The 15,706-nt window shown below is 46.6% G+C and carries 15 protein-coding genes and 1 riboswitch; of the genes, 13 read left to right on the top strand and 2 right to left on the bottom strand.

Features of this window, described 5'->3' with window-relative positions:
* Positions 1 to 34 precede the first annotated feature (34 nt).
* Positions 35 to 694, bottom strand: a complete 660-nt coding sequence (gene catA / locus NST94_RS06030; RefSeq protein ID WP_248547842.1) for a type A chloramphenicol O-acetyltransferase — start codon at positions 692 to 694, stop codon at positions 35 to 37.
* Positions 695 to 836: 142 nt separating this feature from the next.
* Between catA and NST94_RS06035 the strand changes: the two genes are divergently transcribed.
* The 8 genes from NST94_RS06035 to NST94_RS06070 all read left to right on the top strand — a co-directional run bounded on the left by NST94_RS06035 (position 837) and on the right by NST94_RS06070 (position 8,090).
* Positions 837 to 1,385, top strand: coding sequence for an ATP-binding protein (locus NST94_RS06035; RefSeq protein ID WP_339281772.1), 549 nt, complete (start codon positions 837 to 839; stop codon positions 1,383 to 1,385).
* Between the two features lie 112 nt (positions 1,386 to 1,497).
* Complete coding sequence (locus NST94_RS06040) at positions 1,498 to 2,949, top strand: PLP-dependent aminotransferase family protein (protein WP_076277713.1); 1,452 nt, start codon at positions 1,498 to 1,500, stop codon at positions 2,947 to 2,949.
* Positions 2,950 to 2,962: 13 nt separating this feature from the next.
* Positions 2,963 to 3,895 carry a D-alanine--D-alanine ligase gene (locus NST94_RS06045; protein WP_076280087.1) on the top strand — a complete coding sequence of 311 codons (933 nt, stop codon included), beginning with the start codon at positions 2,963 to 2,965 and terminating at the stop codon, positions 3,893 to 3,895.
* Complete coding sequence (locus NST94_RS06050) at positions 3,888 to 5,051, top strand: aminotransferase class I/II-fold pyridoxal phosphate-dependent enzyme (protein WP_339281773.1); 1,164 nt, start codon at positions 3,888 to 3,890, stop codon at positions 5,049 to 5,051. Before NST94_RS06045 ends, NST94_RS06050 begins: the two co-directional genes overlap by 8 nt.
* 95 nt (positions 5,052 to 5,146) lie before the next feature.
* Positions 5,147 to 6,208, top strand: a complete 1,062-nt coding sequence (gene cobT / locus NST94_RS06055; protein WP_076104822.1) for a nicotinate-nucleotide--dimethylbenzimidazole phosphoribosyltransferase — start codon at positions 5,147 to 5,149, stop codon at positions 6,206 to 6,208.
* Entirely contained in the window at positions 6,205 to 6,753 is a 549-nt protein-coding gene (gene cobU / locus NST94_RS06060; RefSeq protein ID WP_076128132.1) for a bifunctional adenosylcobinamide kinase/adenosylcobinamide-phosphate guanylyltransferase, read from the top strand. The genes cobT and cobU overlap by 4 nt, the downstream gene beginning before the upstream one ends.
* The gene (gene cobS, locus NST94_RS06065) at positions 6,750 to 7,565 is read left to right on the top strand and encodes an adenosylcobinamide-GDP ribazoletransferase (protein ID WP_076128130.1); all 816 of its coding nucleotides are present in this window, start codon (positions 6,750 to 6,752) and stop codon (positions 7,563 to 7,565) included. Before cobU ends, cobS begins: the two co-directional genes overlap by 4 nt.
* Before the next feature lie 198 nt (positions 7,566 to 7,763).
* Entirely contained in the window at positions 7,764 to 8,090 is a 327-nt protein-coding gene (locus NST94_RS06070; RefSeq protein ID WP_076128128.1) for a YnfA family protein, read from the top strand.
* 1,167 nt (positions 8,091 to 9,257) lie between these two features.
* Here the strand turns inward: NST94_RS06070 and NST94_RS06075 are convergent.
* The gene (locus tag NST94_RS06075) at positions 9,258 to 10,946 is read right to left on the bottom strand and encodes a methyl-accepting chemotaxis protein (protein WP_076185737.1); all 1,689 of its coding nucleotides are present in this window, start codon (positions 10,944 to 10,946) and stop codon (positions 9,258 to 9,260) included.
* Positions 10,947 to 11,312: 366 nt separating this feature from the next.
* A riboswitch (PreQ1 riboswitch) is annotated at positions 11,313 to 11,358 on the top strand.
* A 10-nt stretch (positions 11,359 to 11,368) separates the two neighbouring features.
* Between NST94_RS06075 and NST94_RS06080 the strand changes: the two genes are divergently transcribed.
* From NST94_RS06080 to NST94_RS06100, 5 genes are all read left to right on the top strand, one after another.
* Positions 11,369 to 12,082, top strand: a complete 714-nt coding sequence (locus tag NST94_RS06080) for a queuosine precursor transporter (RefSeq protein ID WP_076128125.1) — start codon at positions 11,369 to 11,371, stop codon at positions 12,080 to 12,082.
* A 278-nt stretch (positions 12,083 to 12,360) separates the two neighbouring features.
* Positions 12,361 to 13,842, top strand: a complete 1,482-nt coding sequence (locus NST94_RS06085; RefSeq protein ID WP_339281774.1) for an AMP-binding protein — start codon at positions 12,361 to 12,363, stop codon at positions 13,840 to 13,842.
* Complete coding sequence (locus tag NST94_RS06090) at positions 13,839 to 14,990, top strand: thiolase family protein (protein ID WP_339172025.1); 1,152 nt, start codon at positions 13,839 to 13,841, stop codon at positions 14,988 to 14,990. Before NST94_RS06085 ends, NST94_RS06090 begins: the two co-directional genes overlap by 4 nt.
* The gene (locus NST94_RS06095; RefSeq protein ID WP_339281776.1) at positions 14,987 to 15,388 is read left to right on the top strand and encodes a MaoC family dehydratase N-terminal domain-containing protein; all 402 of its coding nucleotides are present in this window, start codon (positions 14,987 to 14,989) and stop codon (positions 15,386 to 15,388) included. Before NST94_RS06090 ends, NST94_RS06095 begins: the two co-directional genes overlap by 4 nt.
* The gene (locus tag NST94_RS06100) at positions 15,363 to 15,704 is read left to right on the top strand and encodes a MaoC family dehydratase (RefSeq protein WP_339281777.1); all 342 of its coding nucleotides are present in this window, start codon (positions 15,363 to 15,365) and stop codon (positions 15,702 to 15,704) included. The genes NST94_RS06095 and NST94_RS06100 overlap by 26 nt, the downstream gene beginning before the upstream one ends.
* Positions 15,705 to 15,706 lie beyond the last annotated feature (2 nt).

Below are 15,706 nucleotides of genomic sequence, written 5' to 3' on the forward strand. Positions count from 1 at the left end.
TTGCTGTCAGCAGAATAACATGGTTAATTAGATATTAGGTAATAGGTAACCATTCCTTATAGGTATCTGCACGTGATTGTAATTCATTATACAGCATGCTGGCATGGTAACCGTCACACACGGCATGGTGGAATTGCCCCGAGATGGGTAATAGTATTTTTTTGTCTTGCTGAAAATATTTCCCTATCGTAAAGATGGGAAGTAGGTAGGTTCCCTCGTTATACACATTCAGGTTAAAGCTTGTGAAGCTGACCCACGGAATGCTGGAAATAGGGAAGGTGTTCGGTGGTTCGTTTGCTTTAGCGATAAATTGTTTCACGCTTCCGTACATTTTCATATCATCGAGATAACGGTTATAGAAATCATTAAACTGTTCACCGTACGAAGTCCAGATGCTTGAGAAAGTCTTATCATCATCATGGAAAATTGTAAAACTAGGGGACAAGCTATCCCAATAACCTAATCTACCTTCAGAATCAAAACATGTGCGGAATTCACTATGACGGTTCACCACCGTAGTTATCATGTGGATTAGTGCTGGGTACAGCTTAATTCCCTTTAGCTTGAGCTCTGACAGTAGAAGGGTGATATCAATATTTACAGTCATGCTGTAGGTGCATCTGACATTGTTTAAATAATGTTCAAAATAGGGTTTTCTACTCCAGTTATCAATGACAATCGGGATAAAAATCATTTATTATGACCTCCTAAAATTATTTCATTTTTCATTTTAGGAGGTCTGCTGGACTGATTTCACCATATCCTTATCACAATCCCTTGAGAAAGTATTTTGTAACGATGAGTATACCATCAATTGGAAGGGAGATGCATTTATAATGCTGACCGAAAAGTTGGTTATTGAAAAATTGCTTCAGCAAAAGCGTACGAGTGTTGCTTCCAGCGTAGTGATGATGTGCGGTGTAGCGGGGTCGGGTAAAACAACCTTTGCTAAAAAGCTGGAGAAAGAGGGATTCGCCAGACTTTCGATAGATGAAGATATTTGGGCCACGCACGGCCGTTTCGGGGTGGATTATCCAGAGGACAATTATGAGTCCTATAAGGAAGAGTCGGAGATAAAGCTGCGGGGGGAGCTGGTGAATCTGCTTCAGGCAAAACATCATGTTGTTATCGATTTCAGCTTCTGGCAACGTCAGAGACGGAACGATTACAAGCAGCTCATTGAGAGTTATGGTGGCGTGTGGGAACTGATTCACTTAAAGGTCCAGCCGGATGAATTGCGTCAGAGACTGCTTATCCGGAGTGAACGTTTTGACGCCAATGCCGCATTTCCGATTACGGAGGACATATTAACCCGGTTTTTAAATGGTTTTGAGATCCCTTCTGGAGAAGGGGAGCTTGTGATTGAGCATAGATCTGTAACTTGATTTTTTGGGCATTTTTCCTCTTATAGAACCACAGCCGGATTAAAATCCCATGGCTGTGGTTCTTTTTTTAAGCGAGTGATTGTGCCATGATAGTCATGGGGGCGATTGAGAGATGTTTAAGGATTTTAAGCTCATAGCCGGACGGCCGGTGTATATACAAATTAAAGACTATATGAAGCACTTAATCATAAAAGGCGGTCTGCAAGGCAATCAAAAGCTGCCCTCCACACGAGAGCTCAGCACATTGCTTAAGGTTAGCCGCAACTCCGTAATCTCTGCTTATGCAGGGCTTGAGGATGATGGCTTTGCTTATGCCGTGCAAGGGCAAGGAAGTTATGTTGCTGCTACGCCGCCCGGCAGTGAAACGATCTCTTCCTGGACGATGGACTGGAAGTCACGTCTCAATGATCACGCGGTGCTGGCAGAGGAACTGGATATCATGAAGCGCGGGATTCGAGCGGAGAAGGGGACGATCTCCTTCACCAGCATAGCGCCTGATGAGAGTCTTTTTGATCTGGATAATGTGAAGCGGTCCTTTATGGATCGGATGTCGGTGGAAGGCAACGTTCTGCTAAATTACGGCTATGCCAAAGGGTATAAGCCTTTAATAGACTATTTGAAGCAGTATATGGAGCACAAGGGCGTTGAAATGAAAGGCAAGGATATATTGATCACCAATGGCTTTACTGAAGGGTTCGATATTGTATTGTCTGCTCTGAGTAAAAAAAATGGTTCGGTCATTTGTGAGAATCCGACGCATCATACAGCGATCAAAAATTTGAAGCTGAACGGTTTTGAGATCACCGGGATTTCGATGGAGCGTGATGGGATTGATTTGGCGGAGCTGGAGAAAGCATTGCAACAGCAAGCTTTTGACTGTGCATACTTCGTCCCTTCTTATCATAATCCGACCGGAATTGTAATGTCTCCAGAGAAAAGACAGCGGCTAATGAAGCTGATGAATCGCTACCAAGTCCCGGTGATTGAGGATGGTTTTAACGAGGAATTACGATATTCGGGCTCACATGTGGCTCCACTTATCGCAGCAGCAGGCAGCGGCAACAGCGTGATTTATCTCGGCAGCTTCTCCAAGGTATTATTTCCGGGACTACGTGTAGGTTGGGTGCTGGCGGATCAGGAGTTGATCAATTCCCTCGAAAGCGTCAAGCGCGCCCGTACCATTCATACCTCGACGCTGGATCAATCCATTTTGTATCAGTATTTATTGGGTGGTCATTTAGAAAAGTATTTGAAAAAAGCCAGAGCGGAATACAAACGAAAGTATGAATTAACCCTGCAATGCTGCAAGGATTGTATTCCTTATACGGCGCTGTCAGGGGACGGTGGCCTGCATCTTTTTGTAACCTTCGCGGAGGGCTTTAATACAAGGACGCTGTTGGCGGCCTGTCATGAGCAAGGGGTTATTTTTACAGCAGGAGATATATTCTTCACAGACGGTAAGGGTCAAAATACGATACGGATCGGTTTCTCCAGAGTGACGGATGAGGATATCCGCAAGGGGATCGAGATTATTGGCAGAACAGCTCGACAACTAATGGGATAAAGAGGTGCTTGAGATGAAGGTAGGCGTAATTATGGGCGGGGTATCCTCAGAGTATGAGGTATCCATGAATAGCGGTAGAGAAATATTGAAGAATCTAGACCCCAATAAATATGAAATTATTCCAATTGTGATCACCAAGCGTGAGGAGCTTATTGAGCAGGCAAAAGGGATCGATGTCGCACTGCTTGCACTTCATGGAGCTTACGGCGAGGATGGTACGGTTCAGGGAACGCTGGAGACGATGGGGATTCCGTATACGGGCAGCGGGGTTTTGTCTAGCAGCATTTGCATGGATAAAGATCTCTCCAAAAAGCTTATGCGCTGCGCAGGCGTCAATACAGCAGATTGGCTATGCTGGGACAGCATGAAGGATTATTCGGCTGAAGCGGTGGAACGGCTCGGATATCCTGTTATGGTGAAGCCATGTTCAGGCGGCTCGAGTATCGGAATGGAAAAAGTGAGCAGCAGCGAGGAGCTGTTGTGCGCAGTGCAGAAGGCTTTTGCCTGTGATCAGTCGATTTTGATTGAAAGCTACATTCAAGGCCAAGAAATCACCTGTTCTATTCTAAACGGAGAGCTGCTGCCTATTCTGGGAATAACCTCAGCAAATGCCGAGTGGTTCGATTACAGTGCTAAGTATGAAGAAGGCGGAGCAGATGAACGGGTCATTGAATTGCCTGCTGAGGTGCATGAGCGGGTACGCGAGGCTGCCTTGAGCTGTTACAAAGCACTAAAATGTAGCGTGTATGCACGGGTTGATATGCTGCTTAAAGAGGGGATTCCTTATGTGCTGGAGGTGAATACGTTACCAGGCATGACGAAGGCCAGTCTTTTACCCAAAAGCGCGCAAGCGGCAGGCTACACCTTCAGCGGACTGCTGGACGAAATCATCTCCCTTTCCCTAACGGAAAAGAGTGCAAAAGAAGAGGTGTACAGCCATGCATAATGAATGGATTGCTCCACGTGTGCGGGAGATTGCACCCTCGGGGATTCGGGCTTTTTTTGACCTAAGTGCGGGGAATCAGGATATTATATCGCTGGGTGTAGGGGAACCAGATTTCGTTACACCGGAGCATGTAAGAGCTGCCTGTATTCGTGCCTTGAATAATGGGGAAACGATGTATACGCCAAATTCCGGTTTACTGGAGCTTAGAGAGGAGATCGCTTCTTATCTGCACACAAGTTTCAAGCTTCGCTATGAGCCAAACGATGAGATTATGGTTACGGTGGGAAGCAGCGAGGCTGTGGATTTGGCATTACGAGCTTTCATTACACCGGGGGATGAGATTATCGTCCCTTCTCCGAGCTATATCGCATATTCGCCGATTACCCATTTGAACGGGGGGGTTACGGTGGAGGTAGAATCATCGGCCGAGCAGGGGTTTAAGCTTACTGCTGAAGCGTTACGGAAGGTGATTACTCCGCGTTCCAAGCTTCTTATGGTGAATTTTCCGACTAATCCTACAGGTGCAGTAATGACTTATGAAGATTGGCTGCCTGTTGCACAGATTGTAAAAGAGAATAACCTACTGGTCATTTCAGATGAAATTTATGCCGAGCTTACGTATGACAGTCAGCATGTCAGCATCGCCTCTCTTCCCGGGATGCTGGAAAGGACGATTGTGATTAGCGGCTTCTCCAAAGCTTTTGCAATGACTGGCTGGAGAGTGGGTTATGCTTGTGGCGATCGAGAATTAATTGCTGCGATGCTAAAAATCCATCAATACACTGCGATGTGTGCCCCAGTGCTCGGTCAAATTGCTGCGATTGAATCATTGCGCAACGGAATGCAGCATAAGGAACACATGAAGCAATGCTTCGATGAGCGGAGAAAGCTGCTGGTTAGTGGATTTCGATCCATAGGACTACCTTGCCATGAACCTGCGGGTGCATTTTATGCCTTTCCTTCCATCGCTCACACCGGAATGAAATCAGAAGACTTCGCTTTGCAGCTGCTCAGGGAGGTCGGTGTCGCTGCGGTTCCCGGTCATGTGTTTGGAGCAGGCGGAGAGGGTTATATTCGCTGCTCCTATGCCGCTTCCTTACAAAAATTGACGGAGGCGCTGGAGAGAATCGAAGATTTTATGAAAGTGAAGTTGTAATTCTAGAAGTCCCCCTCTATCATAGATGGGGGCTTTTCTGCGAATATGAGATAGAATAGGTTATACGGATACATTTAATAGGAGGTCGTAATTATATGCTTTCAGATATTCAAGACGTAATTAAACAAATCATTCCGGCTGATGATCAGTCCATCCTCAAGGCGGAGCATCGGCTGAACATTCTGACCAAACCTCCGGGCAGTTTGGGACAATTGGAACCTTTGGCCGTTAAGCTCGCTGGAATTTCGGGTACGGAGCAGCCTAGTTTCACCAAACGAACAGTTGTTGTGATGGCTGCTGATCATGGGGTGTGCTGCGAAGGGGTTAGCGCATTTCCACAGGAAGTCACGCTACAGATGGCCCATAACTTTCTCAGCGGTGGAGCGGCTGTGAATGTATTGGCACGTCAAGCTGGGGCAGAGGTACAGTTTGTTGATGTCGGCATAAACGGCGATCTTAGTCATGTCGATCTGATTGATCGTAAAGTGCGCCGGGGAACGGATAATATGGCTGTGGGACCTGCGATGAGTCGTGAGGATGCCATGAATGCTCTTCTTGTTGGGATAAGAGTTGCGCAGGAAGCGGTTAAGAACGGCACGGAGATTTTTATAACAGGCGAAATGGGCATTGGGAATACTACGGCTAGTGCTGCCATTCTATGTGCTCTCAAAGGAATAGCCCCTGAAGTAGCTGTGGGACGAGGAACGGGAATTGATGATGAACGTTTACTACATAAAATTGCAGTGGTGGAACGCGCCTTAAAGGTAAATCAGCCGAATTCAGCAGATCCGTTGGATGTGTTATCTAAAGTTGGCGGACTGGAAATCGCTGGCTTGGCGGGACTGATTCTTGGTGCCGCTGCTAATCGGACACCTATCATTTTGGATGGTTTTATTTCGGGGGCGGCAGCGCTTGTGGCAAAAGCCCTTGCACCTGAATCCATCGCTTATATGATAGCGTCTCATGTATCAGGAGAACGGGGACACAAGTTAATGCTGGAGCAGCTTGGGCTTGAACCGCTGCTTAACCTCGGTCTGCGATTGGGTGAGGGAACAGGGGGAGTATTATGCCTTCATTTAATCGAGGCGATCTGCCGCATTTTGAGCGAAATGGCAACCTTTGAAAGTGCAGGCATCTCTGGAGCTGGTCAACGATGAGCATTCTTGTAACGGGAGGTGCACGTAGCGGGAAAAGTGGTTTTGCAGAAAAACTGATACAGTCACTGGCAGATCAGGCCTTCTATGTAGCAACCGGACAGGCTTTTGACGACGAAATGAAGGAACGGATTGCTCTGCATCAGCATCAACGAATGGAAAGTGGTTACGCTTGGGAGACGCTTGAGGAACCGTATGATTTACCAGATCTGCTAAAGCGATTATCGGGGGAAAAAGCGGTGCTCGTAGATTGTTTAACCTTATGGTTATCCAATGCATTATTGGCTGTGGAAGGTTTTGAAAATAGACAAGAGCTTGTTGAGAGTGAAATAACAAGGCTTGAAGACAGTGTGCGTTCTTTTCAAGGCACGCTTATTCTGGTCTCTAATGAGGTTGGCGACGGGATTGTTCCGGAGTATGCGCTTGGCCGATTGTATCGTGATCTGGCGGGACGAATGAACGCCCTGATCGCTCGGCATTGCGAACAGGTCTTTCTAGTAACTGTTGGAATTCCGATTGAGCTGAAGAGCAGGGAGTATCGTTTATGAGGGAGCGTAGGGATGCGGCCGTAGCTGCCTTTCAGTTCTTATCCCGATTTCCTGTAAAAGGTGATCCGGGATTCTCTCCTGAACTGCTGCGCCGGAGTGTAATCTTCTATCCCATGGTAGGCGCAGCAATTGGGCTGTGTGTAGCTGCTGGAGCAGCCCTGACGGGATTGCTTTTACCTGCTTGGCCAGCAGCTGTGCTCACTCTGATTCTGTGGGTAGGCCTCACTGGCGGGTTGCATCTTGATGGCTGGATGGACAGCGCGGATGGTCTGCTCAGCTATCGGCCACGGGAGCGAGCCCTGGAGATTATGAAGGACAGCCGTGTGGGTGCGATGGGCGTACTCGCCTGCGTGCTGCTCCTGCTGTTTAAAGCATCTTTGTTGGCAGCTCTAATCGAAGGCTTCGCCTACTACGAGCTGCCGCTGCTCTTGGTACCAGCGGTCTGGAGCCGCTGGTATATGGTACGGGCAATGGTGCGTTATCCCATTGCCCGTGGAGACGAGGGGCTGGCCGCGAACTTCGCCGGCCTAGCTTCCTCGCATGAGCGGCGCGCGCTGGCAGTCGCCGCGCTGCTCTCGCTGGCCGCCGCCGCTGCGCCACTGGCGCTCGGCGCTGGCTTAGCCGCGTGGCCGCTGCATCTGGCGGCAGCTCTGCTGCTGCCGGTCGCGGCCTTGGCCTGCGGCACCGCGGCTGCACGGCGGATCAGCAGCCGGCTCGGCGGGCTTACCGGCGATGTGTACGGCGCGCTGAACGAGCTGCTGGAGGTTGTGCTGCTGCTAGTGTTATTGCTGCTCCAGCACAATTTAATGTGAGCTCCACGGGGAATATTGAGTAATTTGGTGTAGGTGGTACTACGGATGAACCTTGAGTAATTTGCTGTAGGTAGCTCTAAGGGTGGATCTTGAGTAATTAAGTAATTTGCTGTAGGTAGCTCCATGGGGGAACCTTGAGTACAATTTGTTGTGAGCAACCTTTGCGTTTTTATGAGATAGATAGGGAAGAGGGATGACATGTTATTTGCCATTCTGCTGTTTATAATTGCTGGGCTTGCTGAGATCGGTGGCGGATATTTAGTATGGTTATGGTTGAGAGAATCACGGCCACTTTGGTACGGTTTAGTGGGGTCCTTGATTCTGATAGCGTATGGGATTATCCCTACGTTGCAGAAATTCCCTTCCTTCGGAAGAGTGTATGCGGCTTACGGCGGGGTGTTTATCGTACTTGCGGTCTTATGGGGATGGCTTGTAGACAAGAAGACACCAGACGTATACGACTGGGTCGGAGCTGTTATTTGTGTGATCGGTGTATCGGTCATCCTCTGGGCACCGCGGCACTAGGTTGAGTGAGGTTTGCTTAGCCATAAAAGCGGAATGAAAGCTGAGTAACCTAGTTTTTACTAAGTGAGTAACTTGGCTCCGGACTCAGGAGACCTTATTTGTGATAAAAGGGTTAATTTGGAGCGTTTTCGGACACCAGAGACGCTATTTGAACAAAATAGGCTGAGTCTGGGTTGATTATGAGGCAATAGCGTCTCTCGAGTCCGAAAAAGTCTCCGAATGGCAGTTTTTCGAGTAATAGCGGCATCTGAGTCCGCAAGCCAGCAGCAAATGGCGTGCTGAGTCTAAGTGAGAGCTTCGCGCAAGCTAGCGCATGTAGCCGAGTCTATTGCTGTAGGTAGCATCGACGGAGGAACTTTGAGTAATTTGCAGTAAGTAGCATCGACGGATGAACTTTGAGTAATTTGCAGTAGGTAGCATCCACGGATGAACTTTGAGTAATTTGCTGTAGGTAGCATCGACGGAGGAACTTTGAGTAATTTGCAGTAGGTAGCATCCACGGAGGAACTTTGAGTAATTTGCAGTAGGTAGCATCCACGGAGGAACTTTGAGTAATTTGCAGTAGGTAGCGCCACGGAGGAACTTTGAGTAATTTGCTGTAGGTAGCATCGACGGATGAACTTTGAGTAATTTGCTGTTGGTAGCATCGACGGATGAACTTTGAGTAATTTGCAGTAGGTAGCATCCACGGATGAACTTTGAGTAATTTGCTGTTGGTAGTGCCACGGAGGAACTTTGAGTAATTTGCTGTTGGTAGCGCCACGGATGAACTTTGAGTAATTTGCTGTAGGTAACTTGGCTCCGGACTCAGGAGACCTTATTTGTGATAAAAGGGTTAATTTGGAGCGTTTTCGGACACCAGAGGCGCTATTTGAGCGAAATAGGCTGAGTTGGGTTGATTATGAGGCAATAGCGTCTCTCGAGTCCGAAAAAGTCTCCAAATGGCAGCTTTTCGAGTAATAGCGGCATCTGAGTCCGCAAGCCAGCGGCAAATGGCGTGCCGAGTCTAAACGAGAGTATCGCGCAAGCCAGCAGCACATGAAGCGCCGATTCTAAGCGAGAGCTTCGCGCAAGCCTAGCGTATGCCCCCAAGTCTAAGCGAGCCATCGCAAACTAAAAACCCCCGTTCAACACTTTCGTGTGAACGGGGGTTTTAATTTACAAGCGTTAAATCTTAAATTGCTGCACAGCTTCTTGGAGTTTCTTGGCTTGCTCATACAGATGTTTAACGGTTTCTGCATGGCCTTCCAGTTCGACGCGCTGCCGCTCTGAGTTAGCAGCGAGTGTGTCCGCACTTTCTTGCGATCTTGATGTAATTTGTGCAGTTTCTTCGACGGAAGCACTGACTTCTTCTGTACTTGCTGAGATTTGCTGTGTAGCCGCAGATACGGATTGGATGCTGTGATTGATGCTTTGGATAAGAATCAGGAGGTGATTAAAGGCATCACCTGCTTCTGCTACTTTGCCGACTCCAGAGGCAACCTCAGAATTCACGTGGTTCATCTCGGTAACGGAGCGACTCATATCTTCTTGAAGCCCAAGTAGGAAGTCACGGATCTGTTCGTTTGCGTTACGGGATTGTTCAGACAGCTTGCGTACTTCTCCCGCAACAACAGCAAAGCCGCGTCCATGCTCTCCTGCGCGTGCAGCTTCAATTGAAGCATTCAGCGACAGCATTTGGATCTGTTTCGTAATTTCAGTAATACTGTGAACGACTTCTCCGATCATTACTGAACGCTCATTCATGATTTGTAATTGATCCAGCGACTGTAGGGAAGCACGTTCAACCTGGCGCATTTGCAGCACAGCGCTTTGAGCAATTTCATTACCGCCACTTGCTTCAGCGGAAGCCTCACTGATTTGCTCCGTGACTTCATTCGCTGCTGAGGCAATACTTTGAATGCCTAAATTGATTTCTTCCATTGCTCTCGAGTTATCTGATGCACTGCTAGCAATAGTCGTACTACCTTTGCCGATTTCTATTACCGATGAGCTGGAGTGTTCCGCCATATCATTGAGAACCTCAACACGTTCTTTTAAAGAGTTGGAATCCGCAACGACAGTATTAGAGGTTACCAGTACATGTCCAATCATTTCTTTCAGGCGTTGGGTCATCGCTTGGAAGCTTACGGACAACTGTGCAACTTCGTCATTTCCTTTAACTGATAATTCTTCGGTGAAATCTCCCTCTGCGAGCCGGGCACTATAAGCTGCCAGTTTTGAGATTGGACGTGTTATACGCACACTCATGAACCATGCACCAGTTAGGCCGATGATCAACGTCAGAAGTGTGATTCCGGCACTTGTCCATAGAATACTGTCTGTTTTTTCTTGAATGAAGCTTACGTCACTGCTTACACCGATAACCATCGTACTTCCGGGAATACCGATATAAGCTGTTTTATGTATACCATGTGCGTCGCTATATGTATCGCTTAGTCCAGTTTTTCCTTTAGAGGCTTGTTGCATTGCAGAGGATACGGTGACACTTTCTGCCCGTTGCAATTTTGCATCGTGATCTGCGGATAGAATCTCAGCTTCTTTCCCCTTCAGATTGACCAGAAAAATGGTTTCCACTCCATGTTGTTTCCTCTTTTCCTGAAAATAGAACTCGAGATTGGTGGCAGACTGATCGTTCTTATTTAGGGTTTGCTGGGCGTGCATTACGTTGAGATTCTTATATACGTCCTGAGCAGCGGCAGTAAGGATTTTGTTAATCTGCGGCATAACATAGCTGTTGAAGATACTGATAGAGATAAAATAGAAGCTGGTGCTTAACAAAAGAGACGTGAGCAACAGAACAACAAATAATAAACGCGTAAATTTGCGACTGATCGAATGCTTGATACGAAACATATCGTTCTCTCCTTTTTTTATGGACGGTGAGGTCATTTCTTTTTTAGTCTTCACTAGATACTCCATGCCAACTGCTGGAAATTGGCGACCCGAGATATATTCCATAGTTATGTCATATTTCTACTAAATGGATCGGGAATAAGGTGTTTGATACTATTCTATAGAATTAACCTCTGGATGAATAGTGAAAGTTTTGTCCTATAGAGCATTTTTTTCTGAAAAAAATGAATTATTGCTGACTATTTTAGATAATTGGCGAAAAAAAAGAAATGGAACTACCAATTTCATATAAAAATATTATTTTTATGGATTGTTAAGCGCTATTGTGATAGAGTATTAATGTTTTGTTCCGAAAATTTAATATTGTAAGCCGCGGTTCGTAACCATCCCGCGTAAACAAAACTAGGAGGAATTTCAGTAATATGTTTAATTTGCTGTGGGGAGTTTTATTTGTTATTGTCAATTTTGCTTTTTTTCTACTCTGTTACCGCTTGTTCGGGAAAAGTGGAATGTACGCCTGGGTAGGTATTGCTACTGTAATTGCTAACATTCAGGTAGCTAAGACGATTGCTATGCCATTTGATATTGTGATGACACTCGGAAATACGATGTATGTCACTTTATATATGACCAGCGATTTACTTAATGAGAAGTACGGAAGAGCGGAAGCACGTAAAGCGGTCTGGTTTGGTTTCTTCACCTTGCTTATGACTACAGTCATTATGCAGATGGTACTAGTATTTAAGCCGCAGGAGACCGATATCGCTCAGTCTTCTTTGGAGACGATTTTTGGGCTGATGCCTCGACTAGCTTTGGGTAGTCTTACTGCTTACTTCATTAGTCAGTTCCTAGATGTTCGGTTGTACTCTTGGATTCGGAAATATTACAGCACCTCAAGTCAGCTGTGGATTCGTTCCAACGGTAGTACGATGATTAGCTCCTTTGTGGATACACTTATTTTCTGTACCATTGCGTTTGCGGGCTTGTATGACTGGAATGTATGGCTTGAAATTTTGCTTACGACTTATCTAGCGAAGTTCTTACTAACCGCAGTAAGCACACCTATCTTATATATCGCCCGAACCTTTACTTTTGCTGAAGAGGGTTCACCATCATCCGTTCAAAAGAAGGACTAAACAACAATACAGCCAGCGCGTACCGATCATAATCGATGCGTGCTGGCTGTTTTTTCGTTGTAAGATGGACTTAATAGTTACATGAAAGATGTGTACATAAAAATAATATAAAGCTAAAATAAGCTATCGTAGCAATTCTAGCGGGTTAGTTTAACAGGAGCGCCGGCGATGGCGCTTATCACATATCCTTTAGTTTGGGCTGGACTTGCGGGGCAGTCCGATTGAAGAGAATGTATATAATCGGTAGTCACAGAAAATACGAACAGGTGTGATCTAGGATGAATCTAGTAGTTCCTATACTGCGTCATGCAGCACAGCAGCCCGACAGCATTGCCTTAACCCATGACCAAGCAAGTCATACCTATGCCACATTAGTAAAAACGATGCGGAGAATCGCGAATGGCTTACAGCAAAAGGGTCTGAGGCATGACAAAATCGCGATTTTATCTACGAATCGTATTGAATTTGTTGAGGTTTTTTTGGGGGCGATTTATGCGGGCTGTGTTCCCATTCCCTTAGATCCCAAGTGGAGTGCTAATGAACTGCAGGTTATTATAGAGCAGTGCCAGCCGACAATGATTTTTGCCGAGCCGGAAGCCGCAAAGAATCTGACCTTCAAGGATCAAATGATCCAAACATTGACCTTCTCAAATGAACGAACAGGTTCCTATGATCAGTGGCTGGCTGCCCTGAAGCCGGAGGCTGAGTTGGATGAGACGAATGAATTATTATTTATTGGCTTTACTTCAGGCACAACCGGATTGCCCAAAGGTTATATGCGTACCCATTTATCATGGTTAAAAAGCTTTGAGGTCTCGAATATTGCTTTTGAATTGGACGCTATGAAGGATGTTTTGGCACCAGGTCCATTTGTGCATTCCCTATCCTTATTCGCCGTAATGCAGAGTCTATATAGTGGAGCAACCTTTCATATCACACAAAAATTTAGTGCCACGCAGGTGTTAGAGCTGTGCCAGCAAATTCCGGGCGTGGTGCTGTTCGTCGTACCAACAATGATCGAATCCATGATGCAGCAGGCTGTACCTGGGCAGATACAGATTGATGCGATTATTAGCTCAGGTGCAAAGTGGTCGGAGTTGTCCAAGAAAAGGGGCATGGAAGTGTTTGGTGGAGCGCGGCTTTATGAATCCTACGGTTCTTCAGAAGCGAGCTATATTAGTTATTTGAATGTTCTGACCGAGCATAATCCGACCTCTGTAGGCAGACCTTATCCCGGGGTGCAAATTTCCATTCGTGATGACCAGCTCCGGGAAGTCCCTCCTGGGGAGATTGGGCAGCTATATGTGCGTAGTGATATGATATTTTTAGGCTACCATCAATTGCCGAATGAGACAGCAGCAGCTTTTAGAGAGGGATGGCTTGTTTTAGAAGACTATGTTTATCAGGATGAAGCTGGTTATTTATATATGGCGGGACGTTTGAAGAATAAAATCATATCCGGAGGGCTGAACGTTTATCCGGAAGAAATAGAGAGGGTGCTGGAGTTTCTTCCGGAAATAGATGAAGTGATGGTGCTTGGCGTGCCTGACGATTACTGGGGAGAACAGCTGATAGCCCTCGTGAAGTGGAGCGGAGAACAGCATTTATCTGTCGAAGAAATTAAGAATTATTGCCGCCAGTATTTAGCGAGCTACAAAGCGCCGAAGCAGCTGCTAACCCTGGATGAATTTATCTATACAAGCAGTGGCAAAATTGCCCGGCAAGCGATGAAAGACTATGTGAAAAGAGCGATGATATGATAGAAGCAGTAATTGTCATGGCAAAACGTACACCGGTTGGCAGAATGGGTGGCTTATTAAGTACACTTGAGCCGGAGGCATTACTGGCGCCGCTTATTCAGCATATTGTAGCCGAAACGAACTTGCCTAAAGAACTGATCGATGATGTCATTATTGGGAATGTTGTGGGCCCAGGAGGTAATATTGCCCGGGTAGCTGCGCTTGAAGCGGGGCTGCCTGTTTCGGTTCCGGGCGTCACCGTGGATCGTCAGTGCGGATCTGGGCTAGAGGCAATTAATATAGCAGCAAGACTGATTCAAAGCGGCGCTGGTGAGATTTATTTAGCAGGTGGTGTCGAAAGTACGAGCCGTGCTCCATGGAAAATGGCTAAACCACAGACGTTAATGGGGGTTCCACAGCTGTATACCCGTGCACATTTTACGCCTAGCTCTTACGGTGATCCGGATATGGGAATTGCTGCAGAAAATGTAGCTAGGAAATACGGGATTTCTCGAGAAGAGCAGGATCAATATGCCTTAAAAAGCCATCAAAAGGCGGTTCATGCTCAGCAAAGTGACCGGTTTCAGCAGGAGATAGTACCTCTTCAGGTAGAGGGGCAGTGGGTGAGCACCGACGAATGTCCTCGGGCAAATACGAGTCTGGACAAGCTGCAAAAGCTGCCGCCAATTTTTGAAGAAAAGGGTACCGTCACTGCTGGAAATGCCTGTCCTATTAATGATGGCGCAGCGCTTCTATTAATGATGTCTCGTGAGAAATGCCAGCAGCTTAAGCTTACCCCTATTTTGCGGGTCGTGGATGCGCAAGCTGCGGGTGTAGATCCGAACTATTTAGGTATGGGGCCTGTACCAGCTGTGCAAAAGGTGTTAAAACGCCAAAAGCTTACCGTTGCCGATTTAGATATCGTAGAGTTTAACGAAGCTTTTGCTTCACAAGTATTGGCATCACTGAACGAGCTTCAAATTCCACAGGAAAAGGTCAATCTTGGCGGGGGGGCATTAGCAATAGGCCATCCATACGGAGCTTCCGGGGCTATTTTAATGACTCGCTTATGTGCTGAAATGCAACATGCCCCTTACCAACGAGGGCTTGCTACTCTGGGAATCGGCGGCGGGATAGGTCTGGCAACACTCGTGGAGGTTATAGAATGAACAGTGTCCGACATCAGATCCATATGACTGCTGAATGGATTTCGGACTACGCACAGAGTATTGAAGCACCCTTGCAGACGATAAATGGAAAGCTGATCGCTCCTGCGACGATGCCTATTATTTTCTGGCAAGACTTCGATATTCCTTGGTTAATCATCGGTGAACCCTTGCTTCACGGCACTCAGAAATTTTCATATCAAGCTCCGATTACGGCGGGGATGATTTTGGATTGTGAATTAGCGTTAACGGGCGAGGTGCAAAAAGAAGGCAGACAGGGTAAACTGACTTTTTACACACATACGCTGGTTTGTAGGTGTGAGGGTAAGCTAATAGTCACCGCAGAAACGGTGTTAATTCGGGTAGGTGATGATCATGATAAAAAAGTGCATAACAGCTGAGGCTATCCGGCAATATGCAGCTGCTTCCCAAGATTTGGAGCCTATACATCTAGATGCAGAGGCCGCAGCCAAGGCTGGTTTGGAGCGACCCATCGCACATGGGATGTATCTTATGGGATTAGCCCAATCTTTGTATATTGCTGAGCACCCTACACAGTGGATCACTCAATATGATATGAAATTTCATAAGCCAATAGAGGTCGATAGTGTCGTGATTTTTGATTTTGCAGCGGACGATTGCTTTGTGAAAGTGATCCTTACAACAGAAGCTGGCGATGTTATTGCTGCGGGAGCTTTTGCAGTGAAAGAGGTGTAGCG

Origin of the sequence: Paenibacillus sp. FSL H8-0282, assembly GCF_037963825.1 — a bacterium.
GTDB lineage: Bacteria > Bacillota > Bacilli > Paenibacillales > Paenibacillaceae > Paenibacillus_AQ > Paenibacillus_AQ odorifer.